Origin of the sequence: Marinobacter shunpengi, assembly GCF_045449715.1 — a bacterium.
Taxonomy (GTDB): Bacteria; Pseudomonadota; Gammaproteobacteria; order Pseudomonadales; family Oleiphilaceae; genus Marinobacter.
In genome coordinates, this window is record NZ_JBJJLA010000005.1 from 1 (window position 1) to 21,369 (window position 21,369).

The 21,369-nt window shown below is 60.3% G+C and carries 15 protein-coding genes; 6 read left to right on the plus strand and 9 right to left on the minus strand.

What is annotated here, in order from left to right; all coding sequences use genetic code 11:
* Positions 1–34: 34 nt before the first annotated feature.
* Positions 35–628 carry an HD domain-containing protein gene (locus ACJO3T_RS01915; protein WP_406960967.1) on the minus strand — a complete coding sequence of 198 codons (594 nt, stop codon included), beginning with the start codon at positions 626–628 and terminating at the stop codon, positions 35–37.
* A gap of 214 nt (positions 629–842) precedes the next feature.
* On the opposite strand from ACJO3T_RS01915, the gene ACJO3T_RS01920 reads away from it, so the two are divergent.
* Positions 843–1,487: a hypothetical protein gene (locus tag ACJO3T_RS01920; RefSeq protein WP_406960969.1), complete on the plus strand. Its 645-nt coding sequence runs from the start codon at positions 843–845 to the stop codon at positions 1,485–1,487.
* A gap of 105 nt (positions 1,488–1,592) precedes the next feature.
* On the opposite strand, the gene ACJO3T_RS01925 is transcribed toward ACJO3T_RS01920, so the two are convergent.
* Positions 1,593–2,147, minus strand: a complete 555-nt coding sequence (locus ACJO3T_RS01925; RefSeq protein WP_406960971.1) for a porin family protein — start codon at positions 2,145–2,147, stop codon at positions 1,593–1,595.
* 237 nt (positions 2,148–2,384) lie between these two features.
* Here ACJO3T_RS01925 and ACJO3T_RS01930 point away from each other — a divergent pair, with 237 nt between their 5' ends.
* On the plus strand, positions 2,385–3,737 hold the full coding sequence (locus ACJO3T_RS01930; protein WP_406977646.1) for a TrpB-like pyridoxal phosphate-dependent enzyme: 1,353 nt from the start codon (positions 2,385–2,387) through the stop codon (positions 3,735–3,737).
* Positions 3,738–3,803: 66 nt separating this feature from the next.
* On the opposite strand, the gene ACJO3T_RS01935 is transcribed toward ACJO3T_RS01930, so the two are convergent.
* Positions 3,804–5,933: a TonB-dependent siderophore receptor gene (locus ACJO3T_RS01935; protein WP_406977647.1), complete on the minus strand. Its 2,130-nt coding sequence runs from the start codon at positions 5,931–5,933 to the stop codon at positions 3,804–3,806.
* Between the two features lie 91 nt (positions 5,934–6,024).
* Positions 6,025–6,948 (minus strand): helix-turn-helix domain-containing protein, encoded by a 924-nt coding sequence (locus ACJO3T_RS01940; protein ID WP_406960977.1) that lies wholly within the window; start codon positions 6,946–6,948, stop codon positions 6,025–6,027.
* Between the two features lie 77 nt (positions 6,949–7,025).
* Between ACJO3T_RS01940 and ACJO3T_RS01945 the strand changes: the two genes are divergently transcribed.
* The 4 genes from ACJO3T_RS01945 (at position 7,026) to ACJO3T_RS01960 (ending at position 12,659) form a co-directional block, all read left to right on the plus strand.
* On the plus strand, positions 7,026–7,406 hold the full coding sequence (locus ACJO3T_RS01945; protein ID WP_406977648.1) for a CidA/LrgA family protein: 381 nt from the start codon (positions 7,026–7,028) through the stop codon (positions 7,404–7,406).
* Positions 7,399–8,124 (plus strand): LrgB family protein, encoded by a 726-nt coding sequence (locus tag ACJO3T_RS01950; RefSeq protein ID WP_406960979.1) that lies wholly within the window; start codon positions 7,399–7,401, stop codon positions 8,122–8,124. Before ACJO3T_RS01945 ends, ACJO3T_RS01950 begins: the two co-directional genes overlap by 8 nt.
* Positions 8,125–8,415: 291 nt before the next feature.
* Positions 8,416–9,891 carry a diguanylate cyclase domain-containing protein gene (locus ACJO3T_RS01955; RefSeq protein ID WP_406960981.1) on the plus strand — a complete coding sequence of 492 codons (1,476 nt, stop codon included), beginning with the start codon at positions 8,416–8,418 and terminating at the stop codon, positions 9,889–9,891.
* 152 nt (positions 9,892–10,043) lie between these two features.
* Complete coding sequence (locus ACJO3T_RS01960; protein WP_406960983.1) at positions 10,044–12,659, plus strand: sensor domain-containing protein; 2,616 nt, start codon at positions 10,044–10,046, stop codon at positions 12,657–12,659.
* A 38-nt stretch (positions 12,660–12,697) separates the two neighbouring features.
* Here the strand turns inward: ACJO3T_RS01960 and ACJO3T_RS01965 are convergent, their stop codons facing one another.
* The 5 genes from ACJO3T_RS01965 to tmpT all read right to left on the minus strand — a co-directional run bounded on the left by ACJO3T_RS01965 (position 12,698) and on the right by tmpT (position 21,331).
* Positions 12,698–14,257: a SpoVR family protein gene (locus tag ACJO3T_RS01965; RefSeq protein ID WP_406960985.1), complete on the minus strand. Its 1,560-nt coding sequence runs from the start codon at positions 14,255–14,257 to the stop codon at positions 12,698–12,700.
* Entirely contained in the window at positions 14,254–15,549 is a 1,296-nt protein-coding gene (locus tag ACJO3T_RS01970) for a YeaH/YhbH family protein (RefSeq protein WP_406960987.1), read from the minus strand. The genes ACJO3T_RS01965 and ACJO3T_RS01970 overlap by 4 nt, the downstream gene beginning before the upstream one ends.
* Positions 15,550–15,578: 29 nt before the next feature.
* Entirely contained in the window at positions 15,579–17,501 is a 1,923-nt protein-coding gene (locus ACJO3T_RS01975; RefSeq protein ID WP_406960989.1) for a PrkA family serine protein kinase, read from the minus strand.
* 639 nt (positions 17,502–18,140) lie between these two features.
* The gene (locus tag ACJO3T_RS01980) at positions 18,141–20,498 is read right to left on the minus strand and encodes a DUF6351 family protein (RefSeq protein ID WP_406977649.1); all 2,358 of its coding nucleotides are present in this window, start codon (positions 20,496–20,498) and stop codon (positions 18,141–18,143) included.
* Positions 20,499–20,671: 173 nt separating this feature from the next.
* The gene (gene tmpT, locus ACJO3T_RS01985) at positions 20,672–21,331 is read right to left on the minus strand and encodes a thiopurine S-methyltransferase (RefSeq protein ID WP_406977650.1); all 660 of its coding nucleotides are present in this window, start codon (positions 21,329–21,331) and stop codon (positions 20,672–20,674) included.
* Positions 21,332–21,369 lie beyond the last annotated feature (38 nt).

Sequence of the window (21,369 nt, forward strand, 5' to 3'; positions counted from 1 at the left end):
CGGCACACCAGGGCCGCTGCCATGCAGGCCGTGATCAGGACATGGTCTTGTACAGCGAGCGCTTGGGCTTGGCCATCACCCGCTGCACCATGGGCTCAAAGAACTCCAGGGGCAGGACCTCGCCATCCGGGTTGAAGGCGGGGGAGTCATACTTGCTGACAAACTCCAGCGTACGCTCGTAATAGGGGTGGTCCCGGTACTGCTCCCTCAGGTTACGGTCCATGCCCAGGTGGTGGAAGAAGTAGTAGCCCTGGAAGATCGCGTGGTGCTTGACCATCCAGTGATTCTCCTCCGAGATGAAGGGTTCGAGAATGGCGGCGGCAATATCGGCGTGGTTGAAGGCGCCCAGGGTGTCGCCGATATCGTGCAGCAGGGCGCAGACTACGTATTCCTCATCCTTGCCGTCCCGATGGGCGAGGGTGGCCGTTTGCAGGCAGTGGGTCAGTCGGTCCACTTTGAAGCCGCCAAAGTCGCCGTCGAGTAACCTGAGGTGATCGAGGATTCGGTCCGGGTGGCCCTTGGCGAACTCCCGGTAGCACTGCCCGATCCTGTCCCAGTCCTCCTGGGTGCTTTCTTTCATGTCGGTGAAGGTGGCGCGTTCTTCCGCGCCCACGCTCATATCGCTCATGCCTTGACTCCTCATCAGTAGACGTCCTTTATTGTAGTTGTTGGCGTTTGCCTGACCCGGCCCCTGGCCGAGTGCATTGAGTCATCCCTGGAACACCATATAGCGAGTGTACGCTCGTTTTCTGTGAGAAATCCATTATTGCACAGGGGCGGTGTCGCATTGATATAAAGCGCGGTTTCATGATCCACAGGTTTACATCAATGGGAACAATGGAATGCTCGACTGGATACAGCAACACAACACGCTGGTGAACTCCCTTACCAGTATAGGCACCCTGGCAATCTGGCTGTTCTATGCCCAGTTACTTTACCTTGGGTTCAGTCGCCAGCGTCGCCCACGCATGCTGATCAACAAGGGAGTTGGCCATGAATTCATCGACTCCCCCTGCCTGGTATGCAATATGAGCCACGAATCGGTGTTTGTCTTTTTCGTGGTGGTACAGCTCAAAACGTCCAGGGGGCTGTTTACCGCCCCCATGACGGATATCTCCGGCAAGGCGGAAAAGGATGAAACGCCCGGCCTGAGGGAGCGGACCCGCCAGGGCCCCCTGGCGTCGGGGGAGTGTATTGAATTCATCAGCTTCCGGGACATGATCGCCACGATTGCCGAGCAGGAAGGCATCGAAACGGATAATGGCTACCCGTGCGACCCGGAAATTGAGCTGGAATGGCTGGAGATACACGTCATTTCCATCTATGGCTCCGACGACAAGGCCTTCGGGGCAGTACGACGTTTCCGGATATGTGCCGATGACGACACCCATGAGGTGCAGCTACAACCTTCCAGCCTGGATACCTCACGGCGTAAGTCCTGGCGTTACCGGCGGTTGATCAAACAGTGGCTGAAGGAATACCAGTAATCCCGGCGCTGATCCCAGTCGGTGGCGCGGGATATGGAGGAGGGGGGGCAGGTTGATGGCAGGGGAGCAAAGCCCCACCGCGCTGGCGGGGCCCGGTTGTGAACCTCAGAATTCGAAGGTGACACCACCCAGGATGCCGGGCTCGCTGTCATACACATCCAGTTCGGCAAACAGCTTCAGGTCGGGTTCAATGGCATAGCGGGCCGTGCCGGTGAAGCCGACGTAGTCCAGGTCCCCGGTGACGACACGACCGCCGACACCCAGTTCCAGGTCATTGGTCAGTTGATGGCGAAGTCCCGCCCGGAAGCCCAGGCCGGTATCGTCCACATCACCGCCGTGATCCCACTCGTACTCCTGGTACTCCAGGGTTACGCCGCCCCAGATATCGGTTTTGGCGTCCAGGCCGTGACGGTAACCACCACCGACGTGCAGGGCAGTCAGGTCCACATCATCGGTCAGGAACTTGAGACCGCCAAAGGCGAAGATGTTCTCGTGCAGCAGCACGGAACCACGGGTATCGAGCCCGATCAGATCCTGCGACTCGAAATCCGGGTAGAGGGCCAGGCCGCCTTCCAGGTAGCTGTAGCTCAGGTTCTCGGCGAAGGCCGCTGCAGGCAGCAGCAGGGTGGCAGCCGCCAGTCCGCGAAATCCATTGTTCATAGTACGTCCTCGGGGTTGCGTTTACGGTCATTGTTGGTCATTGGGTCAATCCCGTTTCCGTTGGGAAACTGACGCCGAGATTAACAGAGCACCTCTGCCCGGTTGGCGAATATTTGGTAATGAAACCGGTCGCCGGAGGCCCGGACGACTGGCTGGATGATCGATATGGGGCAGTTCCGGAGCCCACCTGCTATGGTAATGTGCTGTATCCATCACAAGGTGCGAGGACCTCGAACAATGACAACAAAATACCTTCTTGATGAAACCCGCATGCCCAAAAGCTGGTACAACCTTCAGGCTGATTTCCCCGAGCCCATGGCGCCGGTGCTCCATCCGGCGACAAAGCAGCCTGTCGGACCAGCGGATCTGGAACCGCTGTTCCCGATGGCGCTGATCGAGCAGGAAGTCAGTACCGAACGGGAAATCGAGATCCCCGAGCCGGTGCGTGAGGTCTATCGCATGTGGCGGCCAGCCCCCCTGTATCGGGCCCATGGCCTGGAGAAGGCGCTGGGCACCACCGCGAAGATCTTCTACAAATACGAAGGTGTCAGTCCCGCCGGCAGCCACAAGCCCAATACCGCTATTCCCCAGGCCTTTTATAACAAGCAGCAGGGCATCAACCGGCTGACCACCGAGACCGGGGCCGGGCAGTGGGGCGCGTCACTGGCCTTTGCCGGTTCGTTGTTCGATATGGACGTGAATGTGTTCCAGGTACGGGTGTCCTACGATCAGAAACCCTACCGCCGGGCGGTCATGGAAACCTATGGTGCGACCTGCGTGGCGTCGCCATCGGACATGACCGAGTTCGGGCGCAAGGTGCTGGCGGAGAACCCGGCCCATACCGGTAGCCTGGGTATTGCCATCTCCGAGGCGGTGGAACTGGCGGTGCAGGACCCGGACACCAAGTACGCTCTGGGATCGGTGCTCAACCATGTGCTGGTTCACCAGTCCATTATCGGGCTGGAGGCCATGGAACAGATGGAGATGGCGGGCACCTGGCCGGACGTGATTGTCGGTTGCACCGGCGGCGGTTCCAACTTTGCCGGCATCGCCTTCCCGTTTATGGGGCATGCCCTGCGGGGCGGCGAGAAGAGCCGCATTGTGGCAGTGGAGCCCTCCGCCTGCCCGACCCTGACCCGGGGCAAATTCGCCTATGATTACGGCGATACCGCCCACATGACGCCCCTGACCAAGATGCACACCCTGGGCTCCCAGTTCACCCCGCCGGGCTTCCATGCCGGCGGCCTGCGCTACCATGGCATGGCGCCGATGGTCTCCCACGCCAGGGAACTGGGCCTGTTCGAGGCCACCGCCTATACCCAGCGGGAGTGTTTCGAGGCCGGGGTGCTCTTTGCCCGGGCTGAGGGCATTGTGCCCGCTCCGGAAGCCAACCATGCGGTCAAGGGGGCCATTGAAGAGGCCCTGCGTTGCAAGCGGGAAGGCACCTCTGAAACCATCCTGTTCAACCTCTGTGGCCACGGCCATTTCGATATGGCGGCCTACACCTCGTATTTTGCCGGGGAGCTGGGGGATTACGAGTACGATGATGCGGAACTGGCCATGGCATTGTCCGGATTGCCTAGCGTGTAACCGGCAGACGCCTGTTCCCAAAAAGCCCGCCGGGTGGCGGGCTTCAGGGATCAGGCCTGGGGAGGGTCAGAAGGTGTAGGAAACCTTGGCCTGAACGGTCCGCTCCGCACCAACCCAGCAGTTGAGTTCGTCGAAGCAGCTGTAGTACTCCTCGTTGAACAGGTTGTTCACTGACAGGCCGACTTCGGTTCCGCTGAGGCTCGGAGCTGCGTAGCTGAGGTCATAGGTCAGCGCCAGGTCCACCAGGTTGGCGTCCGGTACCTTGCCGGCGGTATTGGTGGCATTGAGTTCAGACTCGCCAATGTGGCGGAAGCCGGCACCCAGGGTCAGGCCCTCCGCACTGCCGTCGAAGAAGCTGTAATCCGCCCATGCGGAGAGCATCTGTTCCGGAACCCAGACAGGCGTATTGCCTTCCAGTCCGGTGTTGTCCTCGGTCACTTCCACGTCCTGGTAGGTGTACGCCAGGGATAGCAGCAGGTTGTCGACTGGCTGGCTGGAGGCCTCGATTTCCAGCCCGCGGGAGCGGACTTCGCCAGCCTGGATCTTATCGTAGGCGGTGCCGTTCGGGTCACGAGTCGGTACGTTTTCCTTCAGGATATGGAACAGGGCCACGTCGATCCGGTGCCGGTTGTCGGCTGATGTGAATTTGCTGCCCACTTCAAACTGCTTGCCGGTGGAGGGATCGAACTCGTTGCCGTTGCGGTCACTGCCTTCCAGGGGCTCGAAGCTTTCGGCGTAGTTCACGTAGGGGGAGAGGCCGTTGTCGAACTCGTAGAGGGCGCCGACACGGTAGGACCAGTTGTCCTGCTCCAGTTCGTTGTCCACCTGGGCGCCGTACTTGGTGCCTTCCTCGGTGCCCTTGAAGTCGTCCCAACGTGCACCGCCGATCAGCACCAGCTGTCCGATGCGGATCTGGTCCTGCAGGTAGACGCCGAGTTGTCGCTTGGATAGCTCGAAATCCGAGGTATAGGCCGTTCCACTCAGGTTCATGTCCGGGGCGATCTGGGTGTAGTCGGGGTTGTAAAGGTCGATGGAAGGTGCTGCATCGTCTTCGTAGGCGACATCGGAGTCCATCTTGATGTAGTCCATGCCCAACAGGACGTTGTGCTCCACTACTCCGGTGTGGAAGCGTCCGGACAGTTGGTTATCCACGGTGAAGCCGGTTATCTTTTCGTCGGTCAGGTAGGCGCGCCGGTGCAGGGTGCGGTTGTCGGCGTCAAGCGCGGTACTGTAGGTATTGGTCTGGTAGGCGTCGGCATCGGTGAACCGGAAGTTCTGCAGGAAGTTCCAGTTGTCGTTGAAGTTGTGGTTGATCTTGTAGCCGGCCATCAGCACTTCCTTGTCGAACTCGTTCCAGTTGGCATCGCCGGAGAAGGCGTCCTGGTCTAGATGGCCGTTGGGGTTGTCCTTGAACAGTGTGGAGGCGGGCAGGGTGGAGTACATGCCCATTTCCGGATCTTTCTGGTAATAGAGATTGACGTTGATCAGGGTGTCGTCGGTGACCTGCCAGTCGACGGACGGCGCGAACAGGTAGCGTTCTTCCTCGGTCGTGGCGGCCTGGTTATCCTTGCTGCGCCCGAGGGCTACCAGGCTGTAGGACAGGTCGCTGTCGCCGATCTGGCCGGTGCTTTCGAAAGAGGCCTGTTTCAGATCCTGCGTGCCGCCGGTGACTTCGATGCGATTGAAGGATTCTGTGGACGGGCTCTTTCCAATCAGGTTCACCATACCGCCTGGAGGCATGGAACCATACAGCGACGACGTAGGGCCCCGGAAGACTTCCACCTGTTCAACGGCAATCAGGTCGACCTGTGGCTGGAGGTTCCAGTCGTTGTACAGCAGTTGAAGACCGTCATAGTAGTTCTGGTAGTTGATAAAGCCCCGGATGCTGAACAGGTCCAGCCGGTTGACGGAACCTCCCCGCAATTCCGTGTTCACGCCGGGCACATAGCGCATGGCTTCCGCGACGGATTCCGAGCCGCGCATTTCAAGGGCGGTCTGATCGACCACGGTAATGCTCTGCGGCGTTTCCTCGGGCTCCAGAGCGGTCTTGGTGGCGGTATTCCGGTAGGTGTCACTGTAGACCGTCAGCGGGGCCAGTCCGGTGGAGTCGTTATCCTGGGCCATGGCGCTGGGCACGGCGATTCCGGCAATGGCCAGCGACAGCAGGGAGCGCTGGAAGAGTGTCTTGGGAGGCATGAACATTACCTGCATTGCAATGAAAATGGAGGCGTGTCGTCACTGCACGCGTCATGATAATCATTCGCATTATATTTTGATTAACAGGTGTTCACTTAACCATTTGGTGCATGGGCAGGGTTTTGCCCTCGGCGGGCCGGATGGGGACCCAGTACTCGACGGTAATCTCATCCGCCGGTTCCGGGTCTGTCCGGGCGGGGTAGATTTCCAGATCGAAACCGTAGCAGCCCTGGTAGCCGGAGGCGGGCAGCCAGTCGCTGAGGAACCAGGACAGGGTTTTCTCCAGGTCCGCCACCGGTCCCTGGAAGGGCACCACGGCATACTCCTGGGCGGGCACCGTCAGCCGTGGCAGGTCCGGCAGTTGCCGCCAGGCGGATGCCTCGATACAGGCCCAGTAGGGGAAGCGGTGGTCGCCGGCATCGCCCGAGACGTCCATCACTCCCATCCGGGCGACGTCCTCCGGCAGGCTGTGACTCGCGCCCAGGCGTTGCCACAGGTCCGGTATCCGCTGGGCAAAGTCCGGGGTGGGGGAGTAGATGCCATGGATGTGACAGGACATGCCGACCACCTCGAAAGCCGGCCGTGACTCCACGCGTATCCGGGTCCGGTAGGGATTCTGGTGGAGCGGGGGCGCGGGTAGCGGTTCCACCGGAATGGGGGCCCGCAGGTGACAGCGGACACCACGCTTGCGGTACTGGCCCGGAGAACAGCCGAAGTACTGCCGGAAGCTCCGGCTGAAACTGATATCGGATTCGAAGCCACAGGCCAGGGCGATATCAAGTTGGCGGTCTCCGGTGCACAGCAACTGTTCCGCCGCCTTGCTGAGCCGGAGTTCGCGGATGTAGTGGGCCACCGAGCAACCGGTATGGGCCGCGAACACCCGTTGGAACTGCCACCGTGACCAGCCGCCCAGGGTGGCGAGGGAAGCCACGGTCAGAGGCTGGTCCAGGTGGCTGTGGATGAACCGCAGCACCTGCTCAATTCTTGATTGCGGTGTCTGTGTATCCGGTACCATTAGCGTCAGCCTGGGATAGGGACATCGGAAGCTGCATGATAAACGACAATGTTTCTCATTTATAATAGGGTCTGCCTATGATGTTTCTGAATGGAATTACCTGGCTCCTGGTGTTCCAGTTGGCGGGGGAGGTAGCTGTGCGCCTGCTGGACTGGCCAGTGCCGGGGCCGGTGCTGGGTATGCTGATGCTGTTTATCGTGTTGCTGGTGGCGCGTCAGGTACCGGCGTCGCTGGACACGGCTTCAACGGGGTTACTGGCACATCTGTCACTGCTGTTCGTGCCCGCCGGGGTGGGGATCATGGTTCATGCGGACCGGCTGCTAGCCGAATGGCTGCCGATTGTCGCGGTGCTGCTGGTGACTACCCTGCTGACCATGCTGTTTACCACCGGGGTGATGCTGCTGGCAAGCCGATGGCTGGCGCCGGGCTATCAGCGGGAGGGCCAATCCCATGACTGAGCCCGATCTCACCGATATCTGGGTCTATCTGTCCGCCTCGCCGCTGCTGGGGCTGACCATGACCCTGGTGGCCTACCTGCTGGCGTTCCGGCTGTACCAGCGCAGTGGCGGCTCCCCCATGCTGAATCCCGTGCTGGTGGCGGTGGTGATAATCATCCTGGTGTTGCTGACCACGGGAATCCCGTACCGGGACTATTTCGACGGTGCCCAGTTCGTCCACTTCCTGCTGGGCCCGGCCACGGTGGCGCTGGCGGTACCGCTGTTCCAGCAACTGTCACGACTTCGTCAGCTCTGGCTGCCCGTGGCCATTGCCATCGTGTCGGGCGTGGTGTTCGCGGCGGGCAGTTCCATCGCCCTGGCCTGGCTATTGGGGGCCAGTACCGAGACCCAGCTTTCACTGGCGCCCAAGTCGGCTACGGCACCGGTGGCCATGGGTATTTCCGAGACTATTGGCGGCCTGCCGTCGCTGACAGCGGTACTGGTCGTGGTGACCGGTATTGTCGGGGCGGTGCTGGGCACCCGGCTGTTCCAGGTGTTCCGAATCCGGGATGACAGTGTCCGGGGTATCGCCATGGGGGTGGCCGCCCATGGCATTGGGACGGCCCGGGCGTTTCAGGTCAACAACACCATGGGAGCCTTTTCCGGCCTGGCCATGGCCCTGTCAGCATTCGCCACCGCCCTGATCGTGCCCTGGCTGGTGGACCTGATCGGTCTGTGACGATTCGGTGGAATGAGAGGCTGAGGTTCCATGGGCATGGCGCCGGTGGTCCAGGAGCCAGCCGTCTCCTGCGGGTTACCGGCGGGGAGTGGAAGGCCGGCAAACTGTAAAAGGCTGTGAAAACACGATCCCAGTATTCCGATTGCGCTACAAACGGTCTACTCTCGTAAGTCTGACGTATATCGCTACGCAATCAGGGTCCGTCCCGCGCCCGTCGGGGATCTGGCGATGCCGGGTCGATCAGGCTACTTTGACAGGCATAATAACAATATTGCTGGGGTGGAGTCGTACATGGCAGGGAACGGCTTTAAAGGAGAGCTGGAGAAAAACCTTGGGATCTTGCTCAATGCTTCGCCGGACTGCATTCTCGTCTGCGATGTCCGGACTCTGCAGTATGTGTATGTGAACCAGACCACCTGCGACATGACCGGCTACAGCCGTGAGGAATTGCTCGCCATGACGGCACCGGATCTCACCGGCCAGCCCCCTGAATACACTCGCGAGGTATACAGGAACGCGATGCAGGCGGGAGACCGGGGGTATACCGATGAACCCCGTCTACTGGTTAACAAGACCCGATCCCGTCGAGGCTGGTGGGAAGCCCATTTCCGGTACCGGGAAATTGATGGCCAGGAAGTTGTGGTCATTGTGTCCCGCGAGGTTACCCGCCGGATGCTGGCCGAACAGGCCGCCACCCGAATCAGGAAGATCTACGCCGCCCTGAGTGCCACCAATGAAGCCATCATGCGCCTGTCGTCCAGGGACGAGCTGTTCCAGGCCGTCTGCGACGCGGCTATCGACAGTGGCGGCATGACCACGGCGGCGCTGCTGATGCCGAAGCCAGGATCCGACCTGCTGGAAATGAAGGCGATGGCGGGCTATGGCCGTGAGGTCCTGGAGGATACCGTTATCTCCATCGACCCGGAAAAGCCGGAAGGACGCGGTCTCAACGGGAATGCCTTCCGAACCTGCGAGCCCTGCGTGTCCAACGATTACTTCAGGGATCGCCGAACAGACCCCTGGCATCGGCAGATGCGCAGCAGGACCCTGCTCAAGGCCGTGGCTTCGGTACCCATTGTGCTGGATGGTAAAGCCGTTGGCACCTTGCACCTGTGTTCCCGGGAACGCAATGCGTTCGATGAAGAGATCGTCGGTCTGCTCATGCGCATGGCGGACAATATCGCTTTTGCCCTGCGCACCATCGAGAATGAGCAGGAGCGCCGTGAGGCGGAGAAAAAGGCCCATTACCTGGCGACCCATTGTGGCCTGACCGGCCTGCCCAACCGGAACCTGCTGTCGGACCTGTTGGGACAGGCCATTGCCTCAGTAGACCGGACTGGTCATCACCCGGCCCTGATGTTCGTGGACCTGGACAACTTCAAGGACATCAACGACACCTGGGGGCATGACATGGGGGACCAGGTGCTTGAACAGGTGGCCGATCGCCTCCGTGGTGTGCTGAGGGAGCACGATGTGCTGGCCCGTCTCGGTGGTGATGAGTTTGTGGTCCTGGTGCAGAACATTGACCGGCGAGAGCACGCCGTAACGGTGGCGGAAAAGCTGCTGGCCGCCGTGAAGGAATCGATCCTGGTGGAAGGCCGGGCGCTGTCGGTCACCCTCAGCATCGGTATCAGTCTGTATCCGGATCATGGTAAAGACCAGAAAGCGCTGATGAAGGCTGCAGATATGGCCATGTACCAGGCCAAGGACAAGGGCAAGAACGCCTGGGCCATCTCCGGCGACAGGGGGCTGTCGAATTCCGGCTGAGGTAAGCAAGAGGCTCCCGGATGTTGTTAGGGGAAGTACCTCACTACGGCCCTGCGGTGCCTGTCACAGCGCCCCCCGGCGGCGCTGTACAGGGGTTCCTGGGCGGACTAGGGTAGGTTGTATCGGGAATGTGTATAGCCGGGAGAATAAGTGTGGATCATAGGCATCAAAGCCCGGGCTGGAATGTCATGCAGGCGATGCTGGGGTTCGGGGTTGACTGGATCTGGGAGCAGGATGCTGAGGGACGCTTGATCCGGCTTGAGGGGCGTAACCTGGAAGGGGATGCCAAGGCGTCCGCTGACACCCTCCTCGGTCGCACCAGGCGGGAGTTGGGTTTTGAGCCGGTCACGGATACTCCAGGGGAAGGGCCGTTAACGCCGTTCCGGAACAGGGTATATTCCCGTGTACTGCCTGATGGCAGCGTATGCTATGTCGAACTGACCGGTACACTGGTGCCGGATGCCGGCGGCCATGGCCCGGGGCTCCGTGGCACCGGGCGGGATGTTACCGCCGAGGAGCAGCGTCGTGTCATGACGGAACGCTTCCAGGCCACCATGGATGCTTCTCCGGACCTGATCTTCATCTCGGACCCGCAGACCCACCGCTTCATTTACGTGAACGATACTGCCTGTGATCTGACCGGATATCAGCGGGAAGAGTTGATGAATTTCAAGGGCTACCACCTGACAGGTCGCACCCGTGAGGAAACCGATGAGTTGTTCCGGCGGGTGCAGTCCGCTGGTCCTGAAGGGGTGACTGCCGAGCCACATATGGCCGTCAGCAAGGACGGCAAGCGCCGCGGGTGGTGGGAGCCTCACCACCGGATGGTGCGAATCGATGGCCGGCCCTGGATCATTTCCGCCTCAAGGGAGGTGACCGACCGGGTGCTTGCGGAAAGGGCGGCCCGCCATGCCAAGCGCATGTACGCTGCCCTCAGTGCCACTAATGAAGTGATCATGCACGCCGAAACGCCGGAGACACTCTTTAGCGAGGTCTGTCGGGTGGCGGTTGAGCAGGGGGAACTGGCGGCCTCCCATATCCTTCTGTCCAATCAGGAAAACGGTAACCTGGACGTTGTGGCAATGGCCGGCACTGGTCAGGGCAGAACCCGTCGTGCGGTTATTTCCACCGACCCGAACCGGCCGGAAGGCTTGGGCATTGCCGGGACCGCGTTCCGTATGGGGCGTCCCGAGGTGACGGACGACTTCATGAATGATCCGCGTACCCGGCCCTGGCATCACCTGGCGGAAAAAACCCGGCTCAAGGCCGCTGCCGCAGTTCCCATCCTGAACGAGGGCCGGCCCCTGGGGGTGCTCTATCTCTGTGCCAGTGATCGCCGTGCCTTTGATGCCGAGACCATCGCACTGATGGAGCGGATGGCGGACAACGTCTCGCATGCCCTGCGTACCCTGGAGCACGAAGCGGACCGGAAACGGGCGGAAGAGCGGGTCAGGTACCTGGCGACCCACGACAGCCTCACTGGTTTGCCCAACCGTGCCATGTTTGAAGAGCTTCTGGAGCAGGCGGTGGTGACGGCGCGTCGTTACGGACAACGTCCGGCGGTACTGTTCATAGACCTGGACCGGTTCAAGCTGGTGAACGACAGCCTGGGGCATGCCGCCGGAGACCAGTTGCTGCAGGAGATGGCGCGACGGCTGAAGGTGGTACTGCGGGAATCGGACGTGCTGTCGCGCCTGGGGGGTGACGAGTTTGTGGTGTTGCTCCATAACGTGGCGGACCTTGAGGATGCCGCCACCGTGGCCCGCAAACTGCTGGACGCGGCCCTGGAGTCGGTGAACGTGCTGGGGCAGGACTGCCGGGTGACCGCCAGTATCGGCATCAGTGTCTTCCCGGACCATGGCGAGGACCAGCAGACGCTGATGAAAAATGCCGACACCGCCATGTACCTGTCCAAGGAGAAGGGCAAGAACACCTACGAGTTCTACGTGGACGGCATGCAATCGCTGTCCAACGAACGTCTGGTGCTGGAAGCGGCCTTGCGCAATGCCCTGGTCAACCACGAGTTCGTGCTGAACTATCAGGCCAAACTGGACCTGAAAAACAACCGCATTACCGGTGTGGAGGCCCTGCTGCGCTGGACCCACCCGGAGTTGGGCGAAGTGCCCCCGCAGCAGTTCATCCCCCTTTGCGAGGAAAACGGTGCCATCCTCCCCATTGGCCGTTGGGTGCTGGAAACCGCCTGCCGGCAGAACATGGAATGGCAGCGGGAGGGGCTGTCACCGGTCAAGATGGCGGTGAACATCTCGGCCCGGCAGTTTTCAGATCCGGAACTGCTGGACCACATCCGCGACGCCCTGCACAAAACGGGCATGGAGCCGTCACTGCTTGAACTGGAGCTGACGGAAAGCATGGTGATGCTGGACCCGGATCACACCATCCAGACCCTGACGCAGCTTCGGGAGATTGGCGTACGCACCGCGCTGGACGACTTCGGCGTGGGGTATTCCTCCCTGGCGCAGATCAGGGGCTTCCCTATCGATACCCTTAAGGTGGACCGGTCCTTCATCCGCAACCTGCCGGAAAGCGACCACGACCGGGCCATTACCGAGGCCATCATCAACATGGCCCGGACCCTGAGCCTGACGGTGATCGCCGAGGGAGTGGAAACCGAAGCCCAGGAGACCTTCCTGCGGGGCATTGCCTGTGATGAGTCCCAGGGCTTCTACTTCAGCCGGCCAACGTCGGCGGATGCCTTCTCGGAGTTGTTGCGGAACCACGGGGTGGCGATTCCCGAGCGTGAGGGGTAAACGGCCCTGGCCAGAAGCCCGGGGCCGTTCAGAGGTGGCTATTCGTCATCCAGCTCCTGGGGCGGGCAATGGTATTCGGCCACTACCGTGCCCTCGTCGACGCTTTCCAGGTGCACATCGAACCCCCACAGGCGGTGGACATGCTTGAGCACCTCGCGGGCGTCATCCCCCAGGGGTACCCGGTCCACGGGAACGTGGCGCAGGGTCAGTGAACGGTCCCCCCGCACATCCACATTCCACACCTGGATATTGGGCTCCCGGTAGCTGAGGTTGTACTGGCGCGCCAGTTTTTCCCGCAGGGGCCGGTAGCCCGGGTCGTCGTGAATGGCGGTCACCCGGTACACATCCTCCTGGTCGTCGTTCTCGATGGAGAAGAACTTCATGTCCCGCATCACCTTGGGAGACAGGAACTGCTGGATGAAGCTCTCGTCCTTGAAGTTGCGCATGGCGAAGTGCACCGTCTCCAGCCAGTCGCTACCGGCGATATCCGGGAACCACTCCCGGTCTTCATCGGTGGGGTTCTCGCACATGCGGCGCAGGTCCGAATAGATATTGAAGCCGAGGGTGTAGGGGTTGATGCCGGAATACCAGGGGCTGTTGAACGGTGGCTGGTAGGTCACCGCCGTGTGGCTCTGCAGGAATTCCAGCATGAAGCCGTCGGTAACGTGCCCTTTCTCGTACATCCGGTGGAGCAGCGTGTAGTGCCAGAACGAGGCCCAGCCCTCATTCATTACCTGGGTCTGGCGTTGGGGATAGAAGTACTGCCCCAGCTTACGCACGATGCGGATGATCTCCCGCTGCCAGGTTTCCAGCAGCGGCGCATTCTTCTCGATAAAGTACAGGATGTTTTCCTGGGGCTCGGAGGGATAGCGCTGACGGCGCCGTTCCCGCTCATCGTCGTCTTCCCCCATCTTGGGGATGGTGCGCCACAGGTCGTTGAGCTGCCTCTGGAGATATTCCTCCCGCTCCTTCTGCTGGCGACGCTCCTCGGCGGCGGAGATGGGCGGTGGACGCTTGTAACGGTCAACCCCGTGGTTCATCAGGGCATGGCAGGAGTCGAGGGTTTCCTCCACGGCTTCCACACCGTAACGTTCCTCGCATTCGGCAACATAATTGCGCGCAAACACCAGGTAGTCGATGATGGCGCTGGCATCCGTCCAGGTGCGGAACAGGTAATTGCCCTTGAAGAAGGAGTTGTGGCCATAGCAGGCGTGGGCGATCACCAGGGCCTGCATGGGCAGGGTATTCTCCTCCATGAGGTAGGCAATGCAGGGGTCGGAGTTGATCACGATCTCGTAGGCCAGTCCCATCTGACCCCGCTGGTAGCCCTTGGATGTGCTGAGGAACTGCTTGCCGAAGGACCAGTGGTGGTAGCCAACCGGCATGCCCACGGAACTGTAGGCGTCCATCATCTGTTCGGCGCTGATCACCTCAATCTGGTTGGGGTAGGTGTCCAGGCCGAATTCCTCGGCGCATTTGGCGATCTCGTCATCGTATTTCTGGATGAGGTCAAAGGTCCACTCGGAGCCCCTGGAGATCGGGTCCGGGCGGACCTGTTCACGATTGGGCAGTTTGGGGTGCTCGATCGTATCCGTCATGCCGCTTTCCTCTCGAACAACTGGCGGAACACCGGGTAAATCTCGCCGGGGTCCGCGATCTGCTGCATGGCAAAACTCTGCGGGAAACGCTCCATGATCTTCTCGTACTCGTACCACAGCATCTGGTGATCCTGGGGCGTGATCTCCACATAGGAGTAGTACTGCACCAGTGGAATGATTCGCTCGGCCAGGATCTTGCCGCAGATGGGGGAGTCATCGTTCCAGTTATCACCGTCTGACGCCTGGGCGGCGTAGATGTTCCACTCGTCCGGTGAATAGCGGGACTCGATGATCTTATGCATCAGCTTGAGGGCGCTGGAGACAATGGTGCCCCCGGTCTCCCGGCTGTAGAAGAACTCTTCCTCGTCCACCTCCTTGGCGCTGGTGTGGTGGCGGATGAAGACCACGTCGATCTTCTTGTAGTTCTTCTTCAGGAACAGGTACAGCAGGATGAAGAAGCGCTTGGCGATATCCTTGTGGGTCTGGGTCATGGAACCGGACACATCCATCAGGCAGAACATCACCGCACTGGTGGCCGGCTTGGGTTTCTTGACGTGCTGACGGTAGCGCAGATCGATTTCATCAATAAACGGAATGCGCCTGACGTTGGCCTTGAGCCGGGCAATTTCCGATTCCAACGCTTCTATCTGGTCGGCGTGGCTGAACGCCGGGTCCAGGTCGTTGGGAGCTTCCCTGAGGGCTGCAAGCTGTGCCTCCAGTTCACGGATCTTTTTGCGGCGGGCGCCGCTCAGGCCCAGTCGACGGGCATGGGCGCCCCGCAGGGAACGCACCACATCCAGCTTGGCGGGCACGCCCTGAGAGGTGAAGCCAGAGCGCTGGAGGGTGAACGCTTCGGTGTCCTTGAGCTTCTTGCGGGCCAGGTTGGGCAGCTCCAGGTCGTCGAAAAGGAAGTCCAGGAACTCGTCCTGGGTGATCTGGAAGGCGAACTCGTCCATGCCCTCGCCGTCGGGGCTGGCCTGGCCGGACCCGGATCCACCACCGCCACCCCCTTCCGGCTTGGGGATCTCGTCACCGGCCACGAACTCCTGGTTGCCCGGGTGGACCACCTCACGCTTGCCACCCTGGCCGTGGTGGAAGATGGGTTCATGGATGTCCCGGGAGGGGATGCTGACACTTTCCCCCCGCTCGATATCGGTAATGGAGCGCCTTTGCACCGCATCCGCCACTGCTTTCTTGATGTGCTGGCGATAGCGGCGCAGGAACCGTTCCCGGTTCACCGCGCTCTTGTTCTTGCCGTTGAGACGGCGGTCAACAATGTGGGTCATACCCATAGTGCCACTCCCATCAGGTCAGAAAAGGGTTAATGCGACTTTCTGACTCTGAGGTACCACTCCGCCAACAGCCGGACCTGCTTCTCGGTATAGCCACGGTCCACCATCCGTTCCACAAACTGCTTGTGTTTCTTCTGGTCTTCCTGGCTGGCCTTCGGGTTGAAGGAAATCACCGGCAGCAGGTCTTCGGTGTTGGAGAACATCTTCTTCTCAATCACGCTACGCAGCTTCTCGTAGCTGAGCCAGGAGGGGTTTTCCCCCTGGTTGTTGGCCCGGGCGCGCAGCACGAAGTTGACCACCTCGTTGCGGAAGTCCTTCGGGTTGCTGATGCCTGCGGGTTTCTCGATCTTCTCCAGTTCGTCGTTGATGGCCGGCCGGTCGAGGATTTCGCCGGTCTCCGGGTCGCGGAACTCCTGATCCTGGATCCACAGGTCGGCATAGGTTACGTAGCGGTCGAACAGGTTCTGGCCGTACTCGCTGTAGCTTTCCAGGTAGGCGGTCTGGATTTCCTTGCCGATGAATTCCACGTAGTGGGGTGCCAGGAACTCCTTGATAAAGCGCAGGTAGCGTTCCTGCACCTCGGCCTGGAACTGCTCCTGCTCGATCTGCTTCTCCAGCACGTACAGCAGGTGCACCGGGTTGGCGGCCACCTCGGTGGTGTCGAAGTTGAACACCTTGGACAGAATCTTGAAGGCGAAGCGGGTGGACAGGCCGTCCATACCCTCGTTGACGCCGGCGGAGTCCCGGTATTCCTGGATCGACTTGGCCTTGGGGTCGGTGTCCTTGATGTTCTGGCCGTCGTAGACCCGCATCTTGGAGTAGATACTGGAGTTTTCCGGCTCCTTGATGCGGGAGAGAATGGAGAACTGCGCCAGCATATCCAGTGTGTCCGGCGCGCAGGGCGCCCCGGCCAGGGAGCTGTCCCGCAGCAGCTTGCGGTAGATGTCGATTTCCTCGGTGACCCGCACACAATAGGGCACCTTGACGATATAGACCCGGTCCAGGAAGGCCTCGTTGTGCTTGTTGTTGCGGAAGGTCTGCCATTCCGACTCGTTGGAGTGAGCCAGGATGATGCCGTCGAAGGGCACCGACCCCATACCTTCGGTGGTGTTGTAGTTGCCTTCCTGGGTGGCGGTCAGCAGCGGATGCAGCACCTTGATCGGGGCCTTGAACATTTCCACGAACTCCAGCAGCCCCTGGTTGGCCTTGCACAGGCCGCCGGAGAAGCTGTAGGCGTCCGGGTCATCCTGGGAGAAGTCCTCCAGCATGCGGATGTTCACCTTGCCCACCAGGGCGGAGATGTCCTGGTTGTTGTCGTCGCCGGGTTCGGTCTTGGCCACGCCGATCTGGTCCAGCACTGACGGGTATTTCTTCACCACCCGGAACTGGCTGATATCGCCGCCATACTCGTGCAGGCGCTTGACCGCCCAGGGGGACATGATGGATTTCAGGTAGCGGGTGGGGATGCCGTATTCCTCTTCCAGGATATGGCCATCCTCATCCGGGTCGAACAGGCCCAGGGGGGATTCGTTCACCGGCGAGCCCTTGATGGCATAGAAGGGCACCTTCTGCATCAGACTCTTGAGTTTTTCCGCCAGGGAGGACTTGCCGCCGCCCACGGGGCCCAGCAGGTAAAGGATCTGTTTCTTCTCTTCCAGGCCCTGGGCGGCGTGACGGAAGAAGGACACGATATTTTCCACGGCTTCTTCCATACCGTAGAACTCTGAAAACTCGGGATATCGCTTGATCACCTTGTTGGAAAAGATACGCGAAAGGCGCGAGTCCCTGGATGTGTCAACGAATTCGGGCTCGCCAATGGCAAGCAACATGCGCTCGGCGGCGGTGGCATAGGCCGCGTGATCGTTCTTGCAGATCTCCAGATATTCCTCCAGGGAGTATTCCTCTTCCTGGGTTTGGTCATACCGGTCTTTGAAGTGCTGCAATATGCTCATGGGTAACCCTCGCTTGCTAATGAATCAGCTCGACTACACGCAATATTCCCCGTTGTTGGTCGCCGCGGGTGGGCGTTTCTGTTTATGGTTGAATGGAAAGGACAAGGCTATCACCGGTAATGGACCGGAGAGCTGTTTCCGGTCGTCCGGTACGGCCCCCACCAGCAGGGGCTCTGATTTCAGCTTAGTCCAACGCTGCAACCTTGGACAGTGGAAGTGGGTACCGGTTCGGCAAATTTAAGATGTTTTTTGCAACGGTTTTGTAACCCGTTTCGCGTTTTGTGACGGGACTTGAGACAGATTTTCAGGTGTTTGGCGTTTTTTGATGGAGAGCAATTTCCTTTCTATCGTAATGATAATTGTTTTCAATTGCGTTGAGTGGCTGCTATCTTGAGTGGCGTGTTGGATCTCGATGGAGACAGGCTATGAATCATTCAGCAATACAGTTGGTAGGGTCGTCGGAGCGTATATTCCGGGCGTGGCAGGTATTGCGTCAGTCCCAGGCAGGGAGCTGCACGATACGGAAACGGGAGCGCAAGGCCGGCAAATGAGATCCGGGGCCCATAGGCCCCGGATCTCCCTGTGTCAGTGGCCCGAACGCGCCCGGGTGACCGGGGCATCAGGGCTGGCTGTGAGGCTTCAGCCGCCTGGACGCCCCTGATCCGTGGCACTGTAGTGACAGACACCTTCGGCGAAGATCTCTTTCAAGCGGTCGATCTCGGCGCTGGTGAAGGAGACGTTGCCATAGGTACCGTCATTCAGGGCCGTGTTCACCGGTTTCAGGGCGCACTTGAAGAGGCTGCCCTCAATGGGGCCGCCGGCCTCCATTCGTGAGGTGGAGTAGGTCTGGAACTGTTGGGTACAGATTCCCTCCGGCGCATCATCCAGCACGCCACTCCAGACATCCTCCCCGGCATCGATCAGTGAACCGTCCGTGTTGAAACAGGCATCAACGGCTTCCGGCGGTCGGTTGTCGGCAATGCTGCGATTAGGGTGCTGCTGGATGTTGGTAATCCAGTCGTGCAGTACCTCCAGGGCCATCCAGGTCTGGTTGTATTCCTCCCGCGGCTCCGGCTCGGTCGGATCCGACAGGTCCGTGGGCCGGGTATCGGTAAACCAGATCACCTGGTTGCCGGCGTCACCCATGCGGTTGATGATGCGCTGACGGGCGGAGAAGGACTGGTGGCTGTTGTGCATGTCCAGCACTTCCTCCAGGTAGTGCCGCCAGTCGATCACCGGCATATTCAGTTCGCCATCGAATACCAGGCCGGATGTGTAGGCGGCGTTGATGGCCTCGATATCGGCTTCGGTACGGGGAGCAGGCGTGACCCCATCGGGGCTGAGCATCATGTTGCGGCGGCTCCAGGGATCGAAGTTGGCCGGCGAGAAGTCACCCAGGAACGGGAAGCCTTCCTGGACCATGTCGTTGGGGTGTTTCCAGCCGCCAATCTGGGCGTTCAGTTTCAGGAACTCATCGGTGGTGATGTTGCCTTCCACCAGCGCGTTGAGCCCGTACTGCACCCCAACGTTGTCATACACGGTGCGGGGATTGCCGTTCTCGTCGAGCCCATAGATGTTGCGGGCGTCGTCGTAGTGGGTCCACTGCACCTCATCCATCACGCCGGGAGGCTGCATCAGTGCCTGGTTACGGGCCTGGCCATAGTGGGGGTTGAGTACCAGGGCGGTCAGGCCGCGCCAGGCGGGAATGCATTCGGTCATGCCGGGGGCGGTACCGTAGCCCAGGGCGCGCTTGGCATCGGCGAACGGATCAGGGTAGTTGTCGGTGGCATTCAGGCCCACCAGCCAGCTTCGGTTGCTGGTAATCCACCACTTGGGATTATCGCCGTCGGTCACGTCCATGTAGTGCTCCAGCAACTCGCAGTCACCGATATGGATCACCTGGGTGATCATGTCCGGGTAGGAGTACTGTGGCACGCCGCCATCCAGCAGGTCGGGATGATTCTGGGAATAGACATACTGCTGGATGCCGCCACCGGAGCCGCCAATGGCCACGGTGTAGTCCGGCACGCCGAAGCGCTTGATAAAGTGTTCCTTGACCATCAGCGCGGTCTCGCCACCCACCTGCAGGTTATAGTGGGTGCTGGTTCGGGTGCCGGTGGAATAGATGACGGCGTAGCCCTTCTTCAGCACTTCCGGTTCCAGCGCCCGCCCGCTGATGCGGCCCTGGCTGTGGCCAACGGCAACGCCACCTTCGAAGTGGAACAGCAGTCGCCCGTTCCATTGGTCAGTGGAGGCCTCCCAGGGCGCATCATCCGCCTCCGCCAGGGTGGCGAAGCTGTAGATGAACCGGTTGATGGTGCCCCGTTCCTGACGGACGATAAAGTCCACGGTACGACCGTTGGTCAGGGTGGTGCGGGCCATGTCATCGGGGCGGACACCGTCTTCGGGAAGCGGTGCCCAGCGCCCGTCCGTGGTGCGGTAGATAAAGGTGACGTAGGGCTCGATGGAACAGTCACGGCTGAGGCCGATCTGGCTGCCGCTGCTGTCCAGAACCGGGAAACCGGTATTACCGTCGGTATCCACCAGGGGCTGTTTGCCGAGCTCCGTGGTAACGGTGCACACGAAGGGATACTGCTGTGGCCCCGAAAAGACAGGACCGGTGATGGGGTGTGCCGTCATCGTGACGGAAGCCAGCGGACCCTGTCGGCGGTGGTGCAGTTCAAGCCGGTTCTCGCCCTGTTGCAGGCCGGTCACCAGAATCTCATGGCGGTCTTGACCTGCCCGGATTTCAGGCTCGATGGGCCGTCCGTTGAGCCAGAATTCCAGGTGCCGGAGCCGGGAGGCGACCGCCGGCTTTGACTTGATGGGGCGGTCCTTGAACAGCACCTGCACCAGTACGTCATCGCCGGTGACCTGGTCCGGGGCACTGGACAGTACCTTGAGGTCATAATGGGGGTTGGCCGCATGGCCGGTGATCGCCAGCCCAGACATGGCCAGCAGAAGGATCAGGCAGTGAATGCATCGTCTCATTGGCATGGTGAAGTTCCCTCTATGTTAATTTTTGTTACAGGGGGGTACTTCACCAGCATGGTAAAACATGTACAAAAAACAAACGCACAGTATCGGGGGAGGCGCGACTTCAGCGAACCAAGCCCACTACCATTTCTCTAAATGTTTGAAAGAATATCGAAAATTATCGCCAGGAGCGTTTAGTTTTTTTTGAGATAAAAAACGCTTTCGGTAGCGCCGTTTTGCAGCCCCTTACGCTTGGCGAAGGGATTGTCCCGCCCCATATCCTGGCTCAGGATATGGCGGATCTCATAGTCCTCCCCATAGAGGTCATACACTTCCTGATCGCTGACATTGAATGGCGGGCCCTGTATTTCACTACTGTCGTAGTCCAGGGTGATCAACAGGATCCGGGTACCGTCCGGGATCACCGCGGTCAGGTGTTCCACATAGTTCCGGCGCATCTCCGGCGGCATGGCAATCAGGGCGGCCCGGTCATAGACCATCCGCACATGTTTCAGGTCGTCCGGCACCAGTTGGAAGAAATCCCCGCACCAGAGTTCCAGGTCATCATGCCGGAAGGTGGTGAAGGGCTCGCCCGGGTGGACCTTTGCTTTTTCTTCCGCCTCCTCGAAAAAATCCTTGCAGGCCACCTTGCTCAGCTCCACGCCGATGATGGGATGGCCACGGTCGTGGAGCCACCACATGTCATGGGCCTTGCCACACAGGGGGACGAGAACGGTGTCAGTGCGGTCGCCCGAAAATTCAGGCCAGTGGTCGTGGAGGTACTTGTTTACGGTCCCCTCATGAAAGCCGATCTCGCCCTTTTCCCAGCGGGTGTGCCAGAATTCATGCTCCATGATACGTTCCCTATTAGCCGTGGAAGTCGTTCCTCAGA

Bases quoted from the DNA above. Each gene is read 5' to 3' on its own strand.
- tmpT (WP_406977650.1), bottom strand. From the start codon at position 21,331: ATGGAGCATGAATTCTGGCACACCCGCTGGGAAAAGGGCGAGATCGGC.
- ACJO3T_RS01965 (WP_406960985.1), bottom strand. From the start codon at position 14,257: ATGACGGATACGATCGAGCACCCCAAACTGCCCAATCGTGAACAGGTC.
- ACJO3T_RS01925 (WP_406960971.1), bottom strand. From the start codon at position 2,147: ATGAACAATGGATTTCGCGGACTGGCGGCTGCCACCCTGCTGCTGCCT.
- ACJO3T_RS01980 (WP_406977649.1), bottom strand. From the start codon at position 20,498: ATGCCAATGAGACGATGCATTCACTGCCTGATCCTTCTGCTGGCCATG.
- ACJO3T_RS01920 (WP_406960969.1), top strand. From the start codon at position 843: ATGCTCGACTGGATACAGCAACACAACACGCTGGTGAACTCCCTTACC.
- ACJO3T_RS01930 (WP_406977646.1), top strand. From the start codon at position 2,385: ATGACAACAAAATACCTTCTTGATGAAACCCGCATGCCCAAAAGCTGG.
- ACJO3T_RS01935 (WP_406977647.1), bottom strand. From the start codon at position 5,933: ATGCCTCCCAAGACACTCTTCCAGCGCTCCCTGCTGTCGCTGGCCATT.
- ACJO3T_RS01970 (WP_406960987.1), bottom strand. From the start codon at position 15,549: ATGGGTATGACCCACATTGTTGACCGCCGTCTCAACGGCAAGAACAAG.
- ACJO3T_RS01945 (WP_406977648.1), top strand. From the start codon at position 7,026: ATGATGTTTCTGAATGGAATTACCTGGCTCCTGGTGTTCCAGTTGGCG.
- ACJO3T_RS01915 (WP_406960967.1), bottom strand. From the start codon at position 628: ATGAGCGATATGAGCGTGGGCGCGGAAGAACGCGCCACCTTCACCGAC.
- ACJO3T_RS01950 (WP_406960979.1), top strand. From the start codon at position 7,399: ATGACTGAGCCCGATCTCACCGATATCTGGGTCTATCTGTCCGCCTCG.
- ACJO3T_RS01975 (WP_406960989.1), bottom strand. From the start codon at position 17,501: ATGAGCATATTGCAGCACTTCAAAGACCGGTATGACCAAACCCAGGAA.
- ACJO3T_RS01940 (WP_406960977.1), bottom strand. From the start codon at position 6,948: ATGGTACCGGATACACAGACACCGCAATCAAGAATTGAGCAGGTGCTG.
- ACJO3T_RS01955 (WP_406960981.1), top strand. From the start codon at position 8,416: ATGGCAGGGAACGGCTTTAAAGGAGAGCTGGAGAAAAACCTTGGGATC.